This window comes from Clostridium sp. JNZ J1-5 (assembly GCF_053901425.1).
The window spans coordinates 3,460,676-3,479,264 of the sequence record NZ_CM132773.1; the positions used below are offsets into that span (position 1 = coordinate 3,460,676).

An 18,589-nucleotide genomic window follows, 5' to 3' on the forward strand; every position below is an offset into this window, starting at 1 on the left:
ACTAGTAACTAGGCTCAAATTACTGGCCACTGATAACTGGCCATTGGTTACTAAAAACGAACGGGAGTGAGTTTTAGTGAGAATTACAAATAAAATGCTTTCAAATAATTTTTTAACGGATATGACAAGAAATCTTAGCAACTTAAAAACCTTGCAGCAACAGCTTACAAGTGGAAAGGAAATAAGAAAGCCTTCAGATGATCCTTTTAAAGTTGCTAGAGCTATGCAGCTGCATACTGATATAAACACAAATAAGCAATTTAATAGTAACATTACAAGTACAATTAATTGGCTAGATACTACAGATACAGCATTGGGACAAGGAATTGACGTACTTCAAAGAATAAGAGAACTTTTAGTAAATGCCGGCAATGGTGCCTATAGCGGAAATGAAAGATTGGCAATAAAAGATGAAATAAATGAAAAAATAGGAGAAATGGGCCAAATACTAAACACAAACTTCGACGGCTCCTATATTTTTGGAGGAACAAGGGGCACAACAAAACCAGTGGAGGTATTAGGTGGAACTAACTTTGGAAATGCTGCTTCTACAAAAAAGATAATAATAGATAATACTGTAACACCTCCTGCTACATCTACGCCCGTTGATTCAATTATTAATAAGGATTATACACTAAAATCTCCTATCACAATTAAAATAACAAAACAACCTGTTAGTGGAGCTGGAACTCCACTACCTGATATTACTATTGCAAAGGATACTAAAATCACGAGTTTAAGTGATCTTGCTAGTATAATAAATAAAAAGATGGAAGGAACCGATGCTGAAAATAAATTAAAGGCAATTCCAAATTATTCTGAAGGTAAAGTAATGTTTGTTAATACTAATTCTGAAGAAGGAAGTGGGGTTAATTATGAAATTTCAATAACTCATCCTTCTATAGCAATAAATAAGAGCACTTCTGAATATAAAGATAATAATTTAGATAATGCCAGACTAATTTACTATAAAAAAGATGGCGGAGAATTAGTTGATGGTGCTGAATATAACCAAATTGGAACAAAACTTAAGGTTCAAATAGCGCAAGCGGTAGTTATGGATTATAATGTAACAGCTACAGAAGTTATGGAATTTAAAAATGACAATGGAGAAAGTAAAGATTTAAGAAACATCTTGAACAATATAATAAATCATCTTGATGGTAAAAATGATGATGGCTCTATTGCAAGTCCAGATTCTGTGAAGGATCTAGTTAATGGAGATCTTAAAAATATGACAGATGCAATAAATAATTTTCTTAAAATTCGTTCAGAAGTTGGAGCAAAGCAAAATAGAATGGATAGTGCGAAGGATAAAAATCTAGATTCTAATTTTAATATGACAGAAATATTATCAAAAACTGAAGATATAGATTTTACTGAGAAAACTATGGAGTTTGCTGTGGCTCAAACAGTGTACATGGCATCGCTTCAAGCAAGTGCACGAGTACTACAACCATCACTATTAGATTACCTTAGATAAAATGGTAGTCATCAGATAAACGAGATAGAAAGCAGGTACTAGGGAGGATAGTAACTAGTAACCAAGCCCCAGTAACCAGTACAACATTCTGGACTGATCACTGGCAACTGGCAACTGGTTACTAAAAAAAGCGGGGGTTAGTAAAATTGAAGCTAAATACAAAATATCATGGAAAACGTGAATATGAGGAAAAAGATGTAATAATTTTTAACAAAGGATTGCCTGGTTTTGAAGAACTGAGGAAATTTATTATTTTTCCAGCTGAAGAAAATGAAATATTTAGTATACTGCATTCCATTGATGATGAAGCCGTAGCTTTAGTTGTGATTTCGCCTTTTTATGCAATGGAAGACTATGAATTTAAACTTGAAGACAGTTTAATTGAGAGACTAAAAATAGAGTCTCAGGATCAAGTAATAGTATTAAACACAGTAACGCTAGATTCTAAAGTGGAAAACATTACAACTAATTTGCGTGCCCCTATAATAATAAATAAAAAATATAAATTAGGGGAACAAATAATTCTAAATAACGAAGAATATTTAATAAAATATCCACTAATAAAGGCTGGTGCGTAAATGCTTGTTATAAAGAGAAAAGAAGGAGAAGGTTTAATACTTGGAGATGATATTGAGATAAAAGTAGTTAGTATAGAAAATGGTTCAGTAAAGATTGCCATAGAAGCACCAAAAAGCATAACTATTTTAAGAAAAGAACTCTACAATGAAATACAAGAACAGAATAAAAAATCAGTTGTTTCAGATTTAGAATTGCTTAAAAGTATTAAAAAATGAGTTATCAATGGAGTGAGTCTCATTAAAATAAGGGAGTGTGTAAAATGGGTGTCAATGTTATAAGTCAAGGAGGACAAAATAACGTTACTTTAGGGCAAAGCTCAGTGCCGATAAGTGATAATGTAAAGGCAAATATTCAAAATAATCTTCCTGTATTAGGAAATGAAAAATCCATGGAACATATGGATAAAGGTAAAGGTCAAGGAGAATTCACAGAAAAGCAAATAAAAAAATCTGTAGAAAAATTAAACAAGTTTCTGCAAGGTGAAAACACCCATGTAGAATATGAAAGACATGATAAGTTAAAAACTCAATTTGTAATTAGAATAATAGACAACAATACAAAAGAAGTAATAAAAGAAATACCACCTAAAAAGATCCTGGACATGGTAGCAGAGATGTGCCGCCTAGCAGGAGTAATGTTTGATGAAAAAGCCTAAAAATGGGGGGTGTTCTCTATGGAATTCAGACTTAACAAAATAGACACTGAACTGAGACAAATAGTTAATGATTCTACAAAAGAAGGAATTGTCCACGGGAATAAAGAGACAACAAGAATAAGTGAAGAAGAAAGAGAAAGAAAACATAAAGAACAAAAGGAAGAATTTCAAAAAGAACTTTCAAAAAGGCAAAAGGATGAGAAGAATAGATTTCAAGTACAGGCAGAAAAAATAGAAAAAAGTGTAAAAGAAAAAACTGTGGAGATACAAGCGGTAAAAGAAAATGTCATTGAAGATTATACAAGAGGTAGATTTTTAAACACTAAAAGATAAAATAAATAGGAGGTCTTTTAAAAGATGTATCCATCTAATGCATATAATACCTATAAACAAAATAGCGTTAATTTTTCATCAAAAGAACAACTCTTGTTGATGCTAGTAGATGGGGCGGCAAAATATGTAAAAGTAGCTAGACAAGCTATCTTGGATAAAAACATATCAAAAGCTCATGACAATTTAACAAGAACTCAAGACATATTTTATGAACTTATGGCTACTTTAGATGTATCAAGTGGAGAAAATTGGTTAAAGAACCTTATGGCACTGTATGAATTTATAACAAGAAAGTTAGCTGAGGCAAATATAAAAAAGAGCACAGAAATATTAGATGAAGTCATTCCATTAATTGATGAAATAAAAGATATGTGGCATGAAGTTTATAAGCTGGCAGCTTCATCTAGATAAAACAATAAGCAAAAATTTTCTTTACTAAAATATATAAGGAAAGGTGGAATGTATAAGTATGTTAAGGATACCTGGTCTTGCTACCGGAATGGACACCGATAATATGGTAAAACAGCTAATGAAGGCTGAATATATGAAGGTAGATAAAGTAAAACAACAAAGACAAGCATTGGTATGGCAGCAAGAAGCATACAGAGGAGTACTTGAGGATTTTAATATGTTCAAAAGCACATACTTTGATGTATTAAAATCAGACACATATATGTTATCTAATAGAAATTATGCAAGTTATCAAGTAAGTGGAGCTGCAGAAGCTAATGGAGTTAAAGTAACTCCAGGTGCTAATGCAGTAGGTGGAAGTTATACAATGAATGTAGAAAAAGTTGCTAAGAAAGCTGAGTTCTCAGGTGCAGTATTTAATAACGTAAGTACAGTAGGTAAAACAAACTTTAGAATAAATATAGATGATAGCAATGATAAAATGGTAATAGGTGGTAATGAAATAACTTTGTCTAAAGGGGATTATAGAGATTTAAATTCCTTAAGTGCTGAAATAAATAATAAAATTAGTGATTCCACTTTAAAAGATAAAGTAAAAGCCGTAGTAAAAGATGGTTCCATAAAGTTTATGAATTTATTAGAAATTAAAGATGATAATAATATTGTGGATTTAAAAGTAAATATAGATGGAGTGGATAAAGACTTTCAAGTTAAATTGGATAATGGTAACTATACCTTAGAGGATCTTACTACTCAGATTAACAATAAATTAAAAGGATTAAAGTCTACAGATGGAACTAAAACTTTAACAGATACGGTTAAAGCGGAATTAAGTGCTGATGGAACTAGTATATCATTTTTAGGAACTATATCTTCAACTCCTAATGGATTTAATGTAAATCAGATTAGCTTAGCTGGTAGTGAATTTGGAGATGGTATAACAGGTACAGATGTATCAACAAATATGGATCAATTAACCTATTCAAAAGAAATAATTTCTGACTTTAATGATACACTTAATATAATTGTAGGTACAGATACTTATGAAATAAAAATAGCTCCAGGAAAAACAGATGACTCAGATATATTAATAAGAGTAACAGATGCTTTAAAAAATGCAAAGAAAATATCAGATGGTAGTACAAGTAATATATCATCATCACTTGCAGTTAGTAGAACTTCAGAAGGAAATGTTATGCTTTCTTCAACTTCAGGAAAACAAATTCGTATGTATGGAAATGCATCATCGGTTTTGGGAGTTCCAGACAACTATGAGCTAAGTATGAATTCTACAGAAAAAATGTCCAATTTAGTAAATGCAAAAGTAGGGTTTACAATTAACGGAGTAGAATTTAATTATGATTTTACTAGTACAGGAGTAGATAATAATAAAACCATATCTGATATACTAGCTGATATTTCAAGTAAGGCAAATGTAGATATTTCATATAGTCAACTTACTAATAAGTTTTCAATTTCTTCTAAGAATGAAGGTATGTTATCTAAAGTTAGTGCTAAAGATGTAACCGGTAGCTTTTTAAGTACTTTATTTGGTACTAGTACTATAGAAGCTACCGGTGAAGATGCTGTAGTCACCATAAATGGAACAAAAGTTTCAAAACCTACAAACAACTTCACTATAGATGGTGTGAATTATCAGTTAAGTAACAATACTCCAATAGGAACTGATATAACCTTCAATTTATCAAAGGATCCATCTAAAACCTTTGAAAATATAAAATCACTTGTAGACAAATATAATGAAATAATAGGAAAAATAAATAGTAAGCTTACTGAGAAAAAACAATACAAGTATCAGCCTCTTACAGATGAACAAAGAAAAGACATGAAGGATGATGACATAAAACTTTGGGAAGAGAGAGCTAAAATGGGTATAATAAAAGGGGATAGTCAACTTCAAGGTATGCTCATAAGATTAAGACAAGCCTTCTCGGACAAGGTTGAAGGAGCTGGTATCTCCCTTAGTGATATAGGCATTACAACCTCAAGAGACTATAAAGAAGGAGGAAAACTTGTAATAGATGAAGAAAAGCTTAAAAAGGCTATAAGTGAAAATGGGGATAAAGTAGCCAGTTTATTTACTAAAGAAACTTCATCAAATTACAAGTATTATAATCCTGACTTAACAGCTTCTCAAAGAAAAGAAAGATATGAAGATGAAGGAATATTTCAAAGAGTTAATGATATACTTCAAGACTACACAAGGATTACAAGAGATTCAAAAGGCCGCAAAGGGTCCCTTCTAGAAAAAGCAGGCATAAAGGGAGACTTTAGTGATTTAAATAGTACACTATCCAAATATATAACTGAAAAAGATGATTTAATTGATAGACTAAATGAAAAATTAGCGGATAAAGAAAATAAATATTATCTTCAATTTGCCCAGTTAGAAAGAGCCATGAGCCAAATGAATCAACAATCTGCATGGTTAGCGCAACAATTTGGTGGCGGTGGTCAATAGTTTAGGAGTGAAATATGAATTACAATTTAGAAAATTTGAGAAAAGAACTTGAAGCCTATAAAAAATATACTTTAGAACTTATTGTTGCATTGGAAGAAGAAAAAATAGACTCTTTAAGTGACATACTTGATAATAGAGAAAAAGCTATTAAAAACATGGATAAATTGGAGTATAGCAAGGAAGAGTTTAGTAGTATAGCAACAGAGCTTCAAATCATAACCCTTCAAGAAAAACTAAAGAACCTAATAAATAATAAAAGACTAGATGTAAAAGACAAAATAAATAATATTTTAAATAATAAAACAGCTAATAAATCTTACAAAAGGACATCAGCTGTAGACTCAATATATTTTAATAAAAAAATTTAGATAAAGTGTAAAGTAATGTATGCCTATTACGAAATATATACTATGGTGATTATAAAGCAAAAGCTTTATATAAATAATAATTCAAAAGATAAACAAGGAGGTTTATCTTAAAGAAAATTCAAGGAGGAATAAAGAATGATAATTAATCACAATTTAAATGCAATGAACGCTCATAGACAAATGAGTATAAACACAGGAAATACAGGAAAGGCTATTGAAAAATTATCTTCAGGCTTAAGAATAAACAGAGCTGGAGACGACGCAGCAGGACTAGCAATTTCTGAAAAAATGAGAGGACAAATCAGAGGATTAAACCAAGCATCAAGAAACTCTCAAGATGCTATATCATTAATCCAAACAGCTGAAGGTGCATTAAATGAAACACACTCAATTCTTCAAAGAATGAGAGAACTTGCAGTTCAAGCAACTAATGATACAAACGTAGATGTAGATAGAAAAAATCTAGATAAGGAAGTTAAAGAACTGCAAAAAGAAATAACAAGAATATCAGACCAAACAGAATTTAACACTAAAAAGCTTTTAAACGGTTCTGCAGCAAATGTTAAATTCCAAATAGGTGCTAACAAAGATCAAATGATTTCAATTACAATTAATAAAATGGATGCAGCTAAACTAAGTGTAGATACTGCACAAGTTACTTTTTCAGGCAAAAGTGCTGGCGACATAACTGGAATGGTAGAAATAATAGATAAAGCAATAAATACTGTGTCGGAAGAAAGAGCAAAACTTGGAGCTAACCAAAACAGATTAGAACATACAATAGCAAACTTAGATAATTCATCAGAAAACTTACAAGCAGCAGAATCAAGAATAAGAGACGTAGATATGGCAAAAGAAATGATGAACTTCACTAAGACTAATATACTATCTCAAGCTGCACAAGCAATGTTAGCACAAGCTAACCAAGCACCACAAGGAGTGCTGCAGTTATTAAGATAAGCAGTGAACCAATTTTAATGTTTTTCTAAAATTGTGTGAATCGCTTACTCATTCGACATAAGGAGAAGGAATTTCCTTTATAAATTATTGAAGTATAAAACAAGAGCATGGACGCTCAAAAAATTCAAGGAGGAATAAAAGATGATAATTAACCACAATTTAAATGCAATGAACGCTCATAGACAGATGAGTATAAACACAGGAAATACAGGAAAGGCTATTGAAAAATTATCTTCAGGCTTAAGAATAAACAGAGCTGGAGACGACGCAGCAGGACTAGCAATTTCTGAAAAAATGAGAGGCCAAATCAGAGGATTAAACCAAGCATCAAGAAACTCTCAAGATGCTATATCATTAATCCAAACAGCTGAAGGTGCATTAAATGAAACACACTCAATTCTTCAAAGAATGAGAGAACTTGCAGTTCAAGCAAGTAATGATACAAATGTAACAGTTGATAGAAAAAACTTAAATAAAGAAGTTGAACAATTACAAGCAGAAATAGATAGAATAGCAACTCAGACAGAATTTAATACAAAAAAATTATTAGATGGAACAGCATCTGGTGCTGCTAACGCAATGACTTTCCAAATAGGTGCTAATAGTGGTCAGACAATTGCTTTAAATATTGGCAAAATGAACGCATCTGCTTTAGGTGTTGACGCAGCTAAAGTAAAGGTAGATGGAACAGCAGCATCTATAACTGGAATGATAACAACAATAGATACAGCTATAAATACTGTATCAGAAGAAAGAGCAAAACTTGGAGCTAACCAAAACAGATTAGAACATACAATAGCAAACTTAGATAATTCATCAGAAAACTTACAAGCAGCAGAATCAAGAATAAGAGATGTAGATATGGCAAAAGAAATGATGAACTTCACTAAGACTAATATATTATCTCAAGCTGCACAAGCAATGTTAGCTCAAGCAAACCAAGCACCACAAGGAGTTCTTCAATTATTAAGATAAGCAGAAAATTATTTTATAAAAAAGAGTTAGAGAAATTTTCTCTAGCTCTTTTTTAATTGAATAATTGATAAAAACAAATTCTTACTCATAGTAAAGTTATTATAAAAAATAACGAAACATAATAAGAAAAGATTAACTATATTAGAGGTGTAGTATGAACAACTTTACAGATAAAACATTACAGTATCTAAAAAATTTTAAAGATATAGATAAAGAATATTCTTTAGAAAAAAGTAAGGATAACAGATATATAATAAAAATAAATAAAGAAGGAAAAAATATATATTTAGGAAGTAAATATAATGTTCAAAGAGATATAGATACTTTTCTAGATGATTTAGAAGATATAACTTCTAAAAGTATAATAATAGTTTTTGGTTTAGCTTCAGGAGAACATATAAAAGAAATCTTAAAAAAATTAGAAAAGGATAATAAAATTTTAATTATAGAACCTGATATAAATGTATTAAATAAATTTATAGAAGTAGAATATTCAAATGATATAATAGAAGACGATAGAGTAATTCTACATCTATATAAAAAAGAAGAAATAGAAAGCTTATTTAATACCATTATAGATAATATGAATGTAAAAAAATATATAAAAATAAAAGTATTCTCAAAATATGATAAGATATATCAAAAGCCTCTATTAGAAACGTTTTATGTTTTGAAAAAGGTTATGGAAAATTCATTAATGAATAATATTACTACAAAGTATTTTTCAGAAACGTTTACAAAAGCTTTTATAAATAACTTAAAACACATAGTAAAATCTACTCCAATAAATTATTTTCAAAATGAATTTAAAGATAAACCTTCTATAGTGGTTTCTGCCGGACCATCTTTAGAGAAAAATATTCATAAATTAAAATCTGTTCAAGGCAAATTTATAATAATAACAGGAGCTAGAAGCCTAGGTTCATTAATTAAAAATGGTATAACACCTGATTTTATATGTATGATAGATCCTAAAGAGTTTAATTGTAAGTTTATAGAGGACTATTCTGAGTATGAAATTCCATTAGTATTTTATGAGAATACTAGCTATAAAGCTATGGATTTATATAGAGGACCTAAAGTTTTATTTTCAGGTAACCCATTAACTTCTGTTATGTTAGAATATGATGTGGATGGATTGATAACAGGAGGGTCAGTTGCTCATACTTGCACATCTTTTGCAGTTTATTTAGGATGTAATCCTATTACATTTATAGGACAAGATTTTGCTTACACAGAAGAGAAACTACATTCAGATTCTTCTGTTTTTCAAGAAAAAAATATAATAGACAACGAAATAGATACTATAGAGGTTAAAGATATCTTTGGTAATTTAGTTAAAACAGATAGAATATTAAATATATATAGGCTTAATATGGAGGGAATAATAAATAATTATAATGATAAAATTTTTATAAATAGTACTGAGGGTGGAGCAAATATGGAGGGAACTATAGTTCAATCTCTAGATAGAACCATAGAACAATATGGAAAAGAAGACATAGAAAAAGAAAAAATAAAAAATATATTAAAACACCACCCTATGGTAGTAAAAGAAAAAATACTAAAATATTTAGAAGAAAGTGAAGAGATATTAGATAAAATATGCAAAAAAGCAGAAAAAGCACTAAACTATTCTAATGATATGTATCTTGCATTTGCAAAAAATATAAACATTAATATAAGTAAAATAAATAGAAAGTTAGATGAAATAGATAATTATATAAAAGAAAATAGGGAAAGAATAATTCTTATAAATTCATTATTATTTGAGACTATAGAGAATGTATTATGTAATACTGAATATATGTTAAATTCTAAGGATAGTGAAAGAGAGAATAGCATAAAAGTGGCAGAAAAAAGTATGACTTTATATAAAGGAATAAGGGATAAAATAAAAGAGTTTATGCCAATTTTAAAAGATGGAATAGAAAGCTTAAAGGGGGAAATATAAGTGAATGAGAAGTTTGAAGCACTAAAAACTGCTAGTGAATATATTGGAAACTTAAAACTAGGTATAATAAATTCAGCTGAAAAATTTCAGACAGGGGATGAAAATATAGGGTTAGAGGCGATACCTTTAATAGTTGATGGTATAGAGTGGCTTACACAGGTTATCGAATTAACAAAGGACATTCAAAAATCAGAAATATCATTATATGAATTGAATGAAAAACTAGAAGAAATAGTAGAAGCTGTTGAAAATAATGATTTTATTTTAGTTGGAGATTTGTTTCAGTATGAATTGATTCCAATTATAGATGATATTGAAGAAAAGATTAATTTAAGTTTAGCTAATTAGTAGAACAATAGATATTTAAGGGGAGATAATATGCTATCAGATAAAATAGTTTTAATAACAGGAGGGACAGGCTCCTTTGGTAAAAAATTTACTGAAATAATTTTAGAAAAGTATAATCCTAAAAAAGTAATTATATATTCAAGAGATGAATTTAAACAGGATTTAATGAAAAAAGAATTTTCATTGAAATATCCAGATAAAGTAGACAAGCTTAGATTTTTTATAGGAGATGTAAGAGATAAGGATAGATTATATAGAGCTTTTAATGGGGTGGATTATGTTGTACATGCTGCGGCTATGAAGCAGGTACCAGCTTGTGAGTATAATCCCTTTGAAGCTATAAAGACAAATATACATGGAGCACAAAATATAATAGATGCAGCACTGGATAGAGGGGTTAAAAAAGTTGTAGCCTTATCTACAGACAAAGCGGTAAATCCAATAAATTTATATGGAGGAACAAAGTTAGTATCCGATAAACTTTTTATTGCTGCTAATGCTTACTCAGGAGAGTGTGGAACTATATTTTCAGTAGTTAGATATGGTAATGTAGCAGGAAGTAGAGGCTCTGTAATTCCATTTTTTAAATCCTTAATAGAAAGTGGGTGTAAGGAGCTTCCTATAACGGATTTTAGAATGACTAGATTTTGGATAACACTAGAGCAGGGAGTAGAATTAGTGCTTAAAGCATTAAAAGAATCTAAAGGGGGAGAAACTTACATATCCAAGATATCTTCATTTAAAGTAATAGATTTGGCAAAGGCAATGCTACCAGATTGTAAACTAAAGGAAGTAGGTATAAGAGAAGGAGAAAAACTACATGAAGTAATGGTAACTAAGGATGACTCAAGATACACCTATGAATATCCAGAACACTATATAGTTTATCCTCATTTTAATTGGTGGAAAGAATCAAAGCACTATACTAATGGTGGAAAACTTATAGAAGAGGGCTTTGAATATGATTCAGGAACTAATAATGAGTGGCTAGGAGTAAAAGATTTAAAAACAGAGTTAGTTAAATTAGGAATTTTAAAAGAGTAATAATAAAAATAATAGGAAGATAACAAATTAAACAATACTTTATTATGGAAGCAAGGCGATAATATGTCATTAAAATTAACACTTGGTACAGCTCAATTTGGATTAAAGTACGGTATTAATAATCATTTTGGAAAACCTGATTTAAATAAAAGCATTGAAATGCTTGAATATGCATATGCAAATGGCATTAGGTCAATAGATACTGCAGTTGCATACGGAGATAGCGAAAATGTAATTGGAAAGTGGATGGAAAGTAGTAAGCATAATGATTTATATATTACCTCGAAAATACCGTCTATTTCAAATAAAAATATTTCAAAAGATTATGTGTGGCAATATGTAGAGGAACAGGTATATTTATCGCTTGAAAAACTTAGAGTTGATAAATTAGATAATATTATGTTGCATGATTATAATGATTTAGTGAAGTATGGTGATATAATAGCTTTAATTCTTATAAAATTGAAAGATAAAGGATATACCAAAAATATAGGATATTCAATTTATGATTTGGAATCTATAGATGTACTTTCAAAATATAATTTTGATACAATTCAATTTCCAGCCAGTATTTTTAACCAAAGAATTTTAGAATCAGATAAATTAACTAAGTTAAAGAAAAAAAATATTAAAACTTTTGTTAGAAGTGCATTTGTTCAAGGATTAATTTTTATTAATCAAGATAAGCTACCTAGGGAATTGTACGAAATAAGAAATTATATTATAGAATTAAAAGAGATATCTAATTATTATAAATTGAGTATTAGCGAGATTGCTATAAGTTATTTAATGAATCATGAAAGTATAGATAGTATAGTATTTGGTGTTGATTCTATTAAACAGCTAAAAGAAATCATAACAATTAAAGGTGAAAATAGTGTTGACAGAGAAATAATTAAAAATAAGTTCTCAAAAATACCTAAAGAATTAGTAGATCCAAGAAATTGGAGGTTTTAATATGATAGAAAAAACTATATTTGATTTACATGAAAAAGTAGTTTTGATAACTGGAGGAAGTGGTTATCTAGGAACAGCAATGAGTGAAATTTTATCTGAATTTGGTGCAAATTTAGTTATGGCCAGTAGAGATGAACAAAAAAATTTAAAACTTAAACAAAATTTGGAATATAAATATGGTAATCATGTTGAAACTATGAATTTAGATATATCAAATTCAATCATGATAAATGAGGTTGTAGAAAATATTTTAAAAAAATACGGAAAAATTGATGTGCTAATTAACAATTCTTACTTTGGAGCAGGTGCTGAACTCTTAAATATGAGTGAAGAAGATTGGAATAAAGGAATTGATGGGAGCATTAATGGAGTTTTTAGACTAACTAAGGCTGTATTAATATCAATGATTGAGAAGAGATATGGAAAAATAATAAACATTGCCTCAATGTATGGTATAGTAGCACCAGATGTTTCAATTTATGAAGGAAATAATTTTTACAATCCTGCTAATTATGGCATTGGTAAGGCTGGAATTATTCAATTTACAAAATATATTGCAGCTGTATATGGAAAGTATGGCATTACATGTAATTGTGTATCACCAGGTCCTTTTCCTAATGATAGTGTCCAAAAAAATGAAAAATTTATAAATAACTTAGAAAGAAAAGTGCCTTTGGGTAGAATTGGAAAACCAGAAGAATTAAAAGGGGTTATTGCATTATTATCCTCAGATGCGTCATCATATATAAATGGTGCAAATATTAGCGTGGATGGTGGATGGACAATATGGTAGGTGTTATAATTCAATCTAGAATGGGGTCAACTCGATTACCTGGAAAATCATTAAGAGAAATAGATAAAAGACCTCTACTATACTACAGTGTAAAAAGATCTAGCTTTTCTAAATACATTAACAAACTAGTTGTAGCTACTACAATTGAAACAATGGATGACAGCATTGAAGAATGGTGTCTGTCGAATGGTATTGAATGTTTTAGAGGTAGTGAAGATGATGTATTAGATAGATATTATCAAGCGGCATTAAAGTATGGATTTGAAATAATTGTTAGAGTTACTGCTGATGATCCTTTTATTGATCCAAAGATAATAGATCTACTTATTACAACTATTTTATCTTATAATAAGGATTATATTACAATGAGAAATAAAACAAACACGTGGCCATATGGGCTGGATGTAGAAGTATTTACATTTGAAGCATTACAAAAAACATGGAAAAAAGCAGTTGAAAAGTCACATAGAGAACACGTAACAATGTATATAAAAGAAAATACTGATGACTTTAAAACATTAGAAATACCACTAGATGAAGATTTATCAAATGTTAGATTAACTGTCGATTACGAAGAAGATTTTATTAGGGCGGAAAAATTATTATATGAATTGACAACTAATTCTGGAATCGACTTTAGTTGGAGAGAGGTTGTGAATTTATATAAAAAGAGAATTGCTATGGAAACAGATTATAAATAATTAATACAAAAAATTAAAACGAAATTTTGGAAAAGTAATACTAGAGCATGATATAGATAGACTTAAAAGAATTAAGAATATAGATGAAATAGTAATTGCTACAACCACATTAGAAAAGGATAATGCTATTGTAAATGAATGTGAAAGATTAGGAGTAAAGTGCTTTAGAAGATCAGAAGAGGATGTTCTATTCAACGAGATAGAGAACATATAACACCATATATTTGGGATAATAATGAAATTTTCAAATTAGAACAATATAAAAGTAGTAAAGACTACTCATATTTAAGATGGACATTAGATACAGAGGAAGATTTTGAACTTATTTATAAAATATATAACCTATTATATCCAAATATGAATTCAAAATTTAAATTTGAAAATATATTAAATCTATACAATGAGTACCCTAAGCTTTATGATATTAACAAGAAAATAATGCAAAAGCATATATAAAAAGAGGTATATAATATGAATATTGAATTAAGAAAGGCAAACTTAAATGATTGCAATTTACTGTACCAGTGGGTGAACGATGAAGAAGTAAGAAATAATTCTTTTAATAGTAGCAAAATTAACTATGAAGAACACAAAAAATGGTTTAAAAATAAATTAGATGATCAATCTTCACAAATATTCATATTAGAAAAAGAAGAACAAAAGATAGGTCAAATAAGAATTGATATTAATAAAACAAAGGCAGTTATTGATTACAGTATAGATAGAAATTACAGAGGAAAGAAATATGGATATAAAATTTTAAATATGCTTGAAAGAGAGATAATGACAAATTGGTCATATATAAAAACATTAGAGGGAAGAGTTAAAATAAATAATATTCCATCTCAAAAATGTTTTGAAAGAAATACTTATAATAAATTTATTGAAGAATCATATGTTGTGTATAGAAAAAATTTATAATATAAAATTAATTAAGTAAAAGTTTTATTTATTTTATGATTAATAGTAAAAATACTTTTTTAATATATGCAAGGAGAATTATCTATGAATAATGAATTAAATATTAATGGTAGGATTATAGGAAACAATCAACCTTGTTATATAATTGCTGAAATGTCAGCAAATCATGCTGGAAGTTATGAAAGAGCAATAGAAATAATAAAGGCAGCAAATGATTCAGGAGCAGATTGTATTAAGATTCAAACATATACTCCAGATACTATGACTATTGACTGCAACAATGAATATTTTTCTATAAAAGAGGGTACATGGAAAGGAGAGAATTTGTATAGACTCTATGAAAAAGCATATACCCCTTGGGAATGGCAAGAAGGATTAAAAAATATAGCAGAAGAGTTAGGAATGGATTTTTTATCCACTCCATTTGATAAAACTTCAGTAGATTTTTTAGAGAGTTTAGATGTTAGTTTTTATAAAATTGCTTCTTTTGAATTAGTAGATATTCCTTTAATTAAATACATTGCATCTAAAAATAAACCCATAATAATGTCTACTGGTATGGGAACATTAGATGAAATAGAGGAAGCTGTAAACGCTGTTAAATCTGCTGGAAATAAAAATTTATGTTTGTTAAAATGTTCAAGTGCGTATCCTGCTATACCAGACGATATGAATTTAATGACTATGAAAAATTTAAGTGATACTTTTGGAGTCCCAGTAGGATTATCAGATCATTCTTTGGGGTCAATTGCAGCAGTTGCAGCAGTTGCTATGGGAGCTAAAGTAATAGAAAAACACTTTTGCTTAAGTAGAGATATAGAAAATCCAGATGCTTCTTTTTCTATGGAGCCACAAGAATTTAAAAATATGGTACAAGATGTTAGAGCTGCAGAAAGAGCTATAGGAAAGGTTAGTTATAAACTCTCTTACAAAGAGAATCAAAGTAAAATATTTAGAAGATCAATTTTCATAATAGAAGATATTAGAAAAGGTGAGAAATTTACAGAAAAAAATATAAGAATAATACGTCCTGGAAATGGATTGAAACCCAAATATTATGATGATGTCTTAGGTAAAATAGCAGCTTGTGATATAGAAAGAGGAACTCCACTTTCATGGGATAAGGTGATGTAACATGAAAATTATAATTGCAACTATTAAGTCGTGGAATATAAAAAATGCAGAAAAATTTAAAAGAGATAATAATTATAAGCATGATATTTTTATAATAACAGATAAAAATGATTTAACTTATAAAAAAGTGAGTCAAATAAATCCTGAATACATTTTTTTTCCTCATTGGTCATGGATTATTCCAAAAGAACTATATCAAAATTTTAACTGCATAGTTTTTCATATGACTGATTTACCTTTTGGTAGAGGTGGAAGTCCATTACAAAATTTAATAGAAAGAGGAATAGAAAATACTAAAATATCTGTAATAAAAGTCAATGATGGTATTGATACTGGCGATATATATTTTAAAGAAACTTTGAATTTAAATGGAACAGCTGATGAGATATTTATGCGATCATCTAAAATTATTTTTGAAAAGATGATATCTAAAATAATTAATGAGAAAATAGTACCTGAAAAGCAAAAAGGAGAAGTCGTCGAGTTTAAAAGGAGAAAACCTTCACAAAGTGAAATACTTTTAAATTATGATTTGAAAAGAATATATGATTATATAAGAATGTTAGATGGCGAAGGATATCCTAAGGCTTTTATTAAATTTGGGAAATATAAGCTTCAATTTTCAAGAGCTAGTTTAAAAGATAATAGAATAATTGCAGATGTTGAAATAATAGACGAGGATGAGTGATATGAAAAAAATATTAGTAATAGCTGCACACCCAGATGATGAAATTCTGGGAGTAGGTGGAACTGTCTTGAGACATACTAAATATGGCGACCAGTGTTTTGCACTTATTTTAGGCGAAGGAATGACATCAAGATATAATAAAAGGGAATTAGCAGATAGTATAAAAATCGAAAAACTTCATGAAGATACATATAAAGCAGCAAAGATTTTAGGATATAAAACGACTTATATGAAAAACTTGCCAGATAATAGATTTGATTCAATTCCTCTATTAGACATTATAAAAATAATAGAAAAATATATAGAAAACATAAAACCTGATATAATATATACTCATTTTGGAGGCGATTTGAATATAGATCACAAAATAACTTTTCAAGCTGTATTAACTGCTACAAGACCAATTGGAGAACAGTATGTAAAAGAAATATATGCTTTTGAAACTGTATCCTCTACAGAATGGAACTTCGGCAGTAAATCTAATTTTAAACCAAATTACTTTGTTGATGTGACGGAAACTTTAGATATGAAATTAAAAGCCATGGAATGTTACAAAAGTGAATTAAGAGATTTTCCACATCCAAGATCAAGTAAAACTTTAAAGGCTTCCGCTTTAAAGTGGGGTAGTGTAATTAGTAGAGATTATGCAGAGGCATTTGAAGTTGTGAGAGTGATAAAATAAGGTGATTAGATGAAAATAGCAATAAGAGCAGATGGTGGTTCTAAAATTGGAATGGGTCATATAATGAGGACACTGGTTTTAGCTAAAGAATTAAAAAAGACCAATGAAGTTTTCTATGTATGTAAAATAGATAAGCTGTTCTCTGATGAATATAAGCCTGGAATAAGTATGGTTAAGTCTAATGGTTTTAAGGTAATAACCATAAATGAAGACAACCTTATTAAAGAGTTATTCCAAGTTAGAGCTGACTGTTTAATTACAGACAGCTATGATGTAAGTGAAGAGTATTTTAATGTCACTAAAAAGTTTTTTAAAATTACAGGGTATATAGATGATATGAATCTATATTATTTTAATGTAGATTTTCTAATAAATCAAAATATTGGGGCTGAAGGATTAAAATATAGGGTTAATACTGATACAAGATTACTTTTAGGAACTGAGTATACTATGCTAAGAGAAGAATTTAGAAGATTTAATAGTAAAGGTATTAACAAAAAAGTTTCAGATATCATGATAACTGTAGGGGGAGCAGACCCTAACGGAATTACTAACATTATATGTGAGTATGTAAAAGATTTAGAATTTACATTTCATATTGTAGTAGGATCATCATTTAAAGAAGAGAACATTAAAAAGTTAACAAAGTTAAAAAATATGAGAAAAAATATAAATTTATATTTTAATCCCAAAATGATTGAAATAATGAATAAATGTGATGTAGCTATATCGGCTTGTGGAAGCACACTATATGAACTCGCAGTTTGTGGTGTTCCCACCCTTGGAATAGTTGTCGCGGATAACCAAGAAAAAATAGCATATAAAATGCACTGTGAAGGACTAATATATAACTTAGGTTGGTATAATGAGTTAAATAAAGATAAAATTATATACAATATTAATAGAATATGCAAATTAGACAATAGAGAAATAATGACTAAAAAGCAAAAAGTCATAAATAGAAATGGAGTAGAAGAATTAGTAATAAAAATAGAAAAATTATAAGCAAGAAGAATTCAAGCACTGTATGAGGCATAGTATTATGATAAAAAGTTGTCACAATAAAATTACCATAAAAAGTAAAGTAATTTAAAATACAATTTTAATAAATAACAAAGGGG

General features: G+C 29.0%; 22 protein-coding genes. All 22 read left to right on the forward strand.

Translation table 11 applies throughout. The annotated features are described in order from the left end of the window. The first annotated feature begins 76 nt into the window (after positions 1 to 76). The 22 genes from flgL to pseG all read left to right on the forward strand — a co-directional run bounded on the left by flgL (position 77) and on the right by pseG (position 18,473). Complete coding sequence (gene flgL / locus ACWW38_RS16545; protein ID WP_456258623.1) at positions 77 to 1,483, forward strand: flagellar hook-associated protein FlgL; 1,407 nt, start codon at positions 77 to 79, stop codon at positions 1,481 to 1,483. Between the two features lie 146 nt (positions 1,484 to 1,629). Continuing rightward, positions 1,630 to 2,061, forward strand: coding sequence for a flagellar assembly protein FliW (gene fliW / locus ACWW38_RS16550; RefSeq protein ID WP_456258624.1), 432 nt, complete (start codon positions 1,630 to 1,632; stop codon positions 2,059 to 2,061). Continuing rightward, the gene (gene csrA, locus ACWW38_RS16555) at positions 2,062 to 2,277 is read left to right on the forward strand and encodes a carbon storage regulator CsrA (RefSeq protein WP_456258625.1); all 216 of its coding nucleotides are present in this window, start codon (positions 2,062 to 2,064) and stop codon (positions 2,275 to 2,277) included. 44 nt (positions 2,278 to 2,321) lie between these two features. Beyond that, a complete protein-coding gene (locus ACWW38_RS16560) occupies positions 2,322 to 2,717 on the forward strand; it encodes a flagellar protein FlaG (protein WP_456258626.1) in 396 nt (131 codons plus the stop codon). A gap of 18 nt (positions 2,718 to 2,735) precedes the next feature. Further along, positions 2,736 to 3,050 carry a hypothetical protein gene (locus ACWW38_RS16565; protein ID WP_456258627.1) on the forward strand — a complete coding sequence of 105 codons (315 nt, stop codon included), beginning with the start codon at positions 2,736 to 2,738 and terminating at the stop codon, positions 3,048 to 3,050. A 24-nt stretch (positions 3,051 to 3,074) separates the two neighbouring features. After that, the gene (gene fliS, locus ACWW38_RS16570) at positions 3,075 to 3,461 is read left to right on the forward strand and encodes a flagellar export chaperone FliS (protein ID WP_456258628.1); all 387 of its coding nucleotides are present in this window, start codon (positions 3,075 to 3,077) and stop codon (positions 3,459 to 3,461) included. Positions 3,462 to 3,519: 58 nt separating this feature from the next. Next, positions 3,520 to 5,943: a flagellar filament capping protein FliD gene (gene fliD, locus ACWW38_RS16575; protein ID WP_456258629.1), complete on the forward strand. Its 2,424-nt coding sequence runs from the start codon at positions 3,520 to 3,522 to the stop codon at positions 5,941 to 5,943. A gap of 14 nt (positions 5,944 to 5,957) precedes the next feature. Then, a complete protein-coding gene (locus ACWW38_RS16580) occupies positions 5,958 to 6,311 on the forward strand; it encodes a hypothetical protein (protein ID WP_456258630.1) in 354 nt (117 codons plus the stop codon). Positions 6,312 to 6,446: 135 nt separating this feature from the next. After that, positions 6,447 to 7,271: a flagellin N-terminal helical domain-containing protein gene (locus ACWW38_RS16585; protein WP_456258631.1), complete on the forward strand. Its 825-nt coding sequence runs from the start codon at positions 6,447 to 6,449 to the stop codon at positions 7,269 to 7,271. A 141-nt stretch (positions 7,272 to 7,412) separates the two neighbouring features. Next, positions 7,413 to 8,246, forward strand: coding sequence for a flagellin Hag (gene hag / locus ACWW38_RS16590; protein ID WP_456258632.1), 834 nt, complete (start codon positions 7,413 to 7,415; stop codon positions 8,244 to 8,246). Positions 8,247 to 8,400: 154 nt separating this feature from the next. Further along, positions 8,401 to 10,200: a motility associated factor glycosyltransferase family protein gene (locus ACWW38_RS16595; RefSeq protein WP_456258633.1), complete on the forward strand. Its 1,800-nt coding sequence runs from the start codon at positions 8,401 to 8,403 to the stop codon at positions 10,198 to 10,200. After that, positions 10,201 to 10,548 carry a hypothetical protein gene (locus ACWW38_RS16600; RefSeq protein WP_456258634.1) on the forward strand — a complete coding sequence of 116 codons (348 nt, stop codon included), beginning with the start codon at positions 10,201 to 10,203 and terminating at the stop codon, positions 10,546 to 10,548. Between the two features lie 30 nt (positions 10,549 to 10,578). Next, a complete protein-coding gene (gene pseB, locus ACWW38_RS16605; protein WP_456258635.1) occupies positions 10,579 to 11,592 on the forward strand; it encodes a UDP-N-acetylglucosamine 4,6-dehydratase (inverting) in 1,014 nt (337 codons plus the stop codon). Between the two features lie 63 nt (positions 11,593 to 11,655). Continuing rightward, positions 11,656 to 12,549, forward strand: a complete 894-nt coding sequence (locus ACWW38_RS16610) for an aldo/keto reductase (protein WP_456258636.1) — start codon at positions 11,656 to 11,658, stop codon at positions 12,547 to 12,549. 1 nt (position 12,550) lies between these two features. Further along, positions 12,551 to 13,342 carry an SDR family oxidoreductase gene (locus ACWW38_RS16615; protein WP_456258637.1) on the forward strand — a complete coding sequence of 264 codons (792 nt, stop codon included), beginning with the start codon at positions 12,551 to 12,553 and terminating at the stop codon, positions 13,340 to 13,342. Then, complete coding sequence (locus ACWW38_RS16620; protein ID WP_456258638.1) at positions 13,336 to 14,043, forward strand: cytidylyltransferase domain-containing protein; 708 nt, start codon at positions 13,336 to 13,338, stop codon at positions 14,041 to 14,043. Before ACWW38_RS16615 ends, ACWW38_RS16620 begins: the two co-directional genes overlap by 7 nt. A gap of 52 nt (positions 14,044 to 14,095) precedes the next feature. Further along, positions 14,096 to 14,257 (forward strand): hypothetical protein, encoded by a 162-nt coding sequence (locus ACWW38_RS16625; RefSeq protein WP_456260478.1) that lies wholly within the window; start codon positions 14,096 to 14,098, stop codon positions 14,255 to 14,257. A 257-nt stretch (positions 14,258 to 14,514) separates the two neighbouring features. Continuing rightward, complete coding sequence (locus tag ACWW38_RS16630) at positions 14,515 to 14,964, forward strand: GNAT family N-acetyltransferase (protein ID WP_456258639.1); 450 nt, start codon at positions 14,515 to 14,517, stop codon at positions 14,962 to 14,964. A gap of 84 nt (positions 14,965 to 15,048) precedes the next feature. Next, positions 15,049 to 16,098, forward strand: a complete 1,050-nt coding sequence (gene pseI / locus ACWW38_RS16635; RefSeq protein ID WP_456258640.1) for a pseudaminic acid synthase — start codon at positions 15,049 to 15,051, stop codon at positions 16,096 to 16,098. Between the two features lies 1 nt (position 16,099). Continuing rightward, complete coding sequence (locus ACWW38_RS16640) at positions 16,100 to 16,786, forward strand: formyltransferase family protein (RefSeq protein ID WP_456258641.1); 687 nt, start codon at positions 16,100 to 16,102, stop codon at positions 16,784 to 16,786. A 1-nt stretch (position 16,787) separates the two neighbouring features. Beyond that, positions 16,788 to 17,468 carry a PIG-L deacetylase family protein gene (locus tag ACWW38_RS16645; protein ID WP_456258642.1) on the forward strand — a complete coding sequence of 227 codons (681 nt, stop codon included), beginning with the start codon at positions 16,788 to 16,790 and terminating at the stop codon, positions 17,466 to 17,468. 9 nt (positions 17,469 to 17,477) lie between these two features. Further along, complete coding sequence (gene pseG, locus ACWW38_RS16650) at positions 17,478 to 18,473, forward strand: UDP-2,4-diacetamido-2,4,6-trideoxy-beta-L-altropyranose hydrolase (protein WP_456258643.1); 996 nt, start codon at positions 17,478 to 17,480, stop codon at positions 18,471 to 18,473. Positions 18,474 to 18,589: the final 116 nt, after the last annotated feature.

Coding starts and splice junctions, on each gene's coding strand:
- ACWW38_RS16615 (WP_456258637.1), top strand. CDS start 12,551: ATGATAGAAAAAACTATATTTGATTTACATGAAAAAGTAGTTTTGATA.
- ACWW38_RS16640 (WP_456258641.1), top strand. CDS start 16,100: ATGAAAATTATAATTGCAACTATTAAGTCGTGGAATATAAAAAATGCA.
- pseG (WP_456258643.1), top strand. CDS start 17,478: ATGAAAATAGCAATAAGAGCAGATGGTGGTTCTAAAATTGGAATGGGT.
- ACWW38_RS16620 (WP_456258638.1), top strand. CDS start 13,336: ATGGTAGGTGTTATAATTCAATCTAGAATGGGGTCAACTCGATTACCT.
- ACWW38_RS16595 (WP_456258633.1), top strand. CDS start 8,401: ATGAACAACTTTACAGATAAAACATTACAGTATCTAAAAAATTTTAAA.
- hag (WP_456258632.1), top strand. CDS start 7,413: ATGATAATTAACCACAATTTAAATGCAATGAACGCTCATAGACAGATG.
- fliS (WP_456258628.1), top strand. CDS start 3,075: ATGTATCCATCTAATGCATATAATACCTATAAACAAAATAGCGTTAAT.
- csrA (WP_456258625.1), top strand. CDS start 2,062: ATGCTTGTTATAAAGAGAAAAGAAGGAGAAGGTTTAATACTTGGAGAT.
- ACWW38_RS16580 (WP_456258630.1), top strand. CDS start 5,958: ATGAATTACAATTTAGAAAATTTGAGAAAAGAACTTGAAGCCTATAAA.
- ACWW38_RS16630 (WP_456258639.1), top strand. CDS start 14,515: ATGAATATTGAATTAAGAAAGGCAAACTTAAATGATTGCAATTTACTG.
- ACWW38_RS16645 (WP_456258642.1), top strand. CDS start 16,788: ATGAAAAAAATATTAGTAATAGCTGCACACCCAGATGATGAAATTCTG.
- ACWW38_RS16560 (WP_456258626.1), top strand. CDS start 2,322: ATGGGTGTCAATGTTATAAGTCAAGGAGGACAAAATAACGTTACTTTA.
- pseI (WP_456258640.1), top strand. CDS start 15,049: ATGAATAATGAATTAAATATTAATGGTAGGATTATAGGAAACAATCAA.
- ACWW38_RS16610 (WP_456258636.1), top strand. CDS start 11,656: ATGTCATTAAAATTAACACTTGGTACAGCTCAATTTGGATTAAAGTAC.
- fliD (WP_456258629.1), top strand. CDS start 3,520: ATGTTAAGGATACCTGGTCTTGCTACCGGAATGGACACCGATAATATG.
- ACWW38_RS16585 (WP_456258631.1), top strand. CDS start 6,447: ATGATAATTAATCACAATTTAAATGCAATGAACGCTCATAGACAAATG.
- pseB (WP_456258635.1), top strand. CDS start 10,579: ATGCTATCAGATAAAATAGTTTTAATAACAGGAGGGACAGGCTCCTTT.
- ACWW38_RS16565 (WP_456258627.1), top strand. CDS start 2,736: ATGGAATTCAGACTTAACAAAATAGACACTGAACTGAGACAAATAGTT.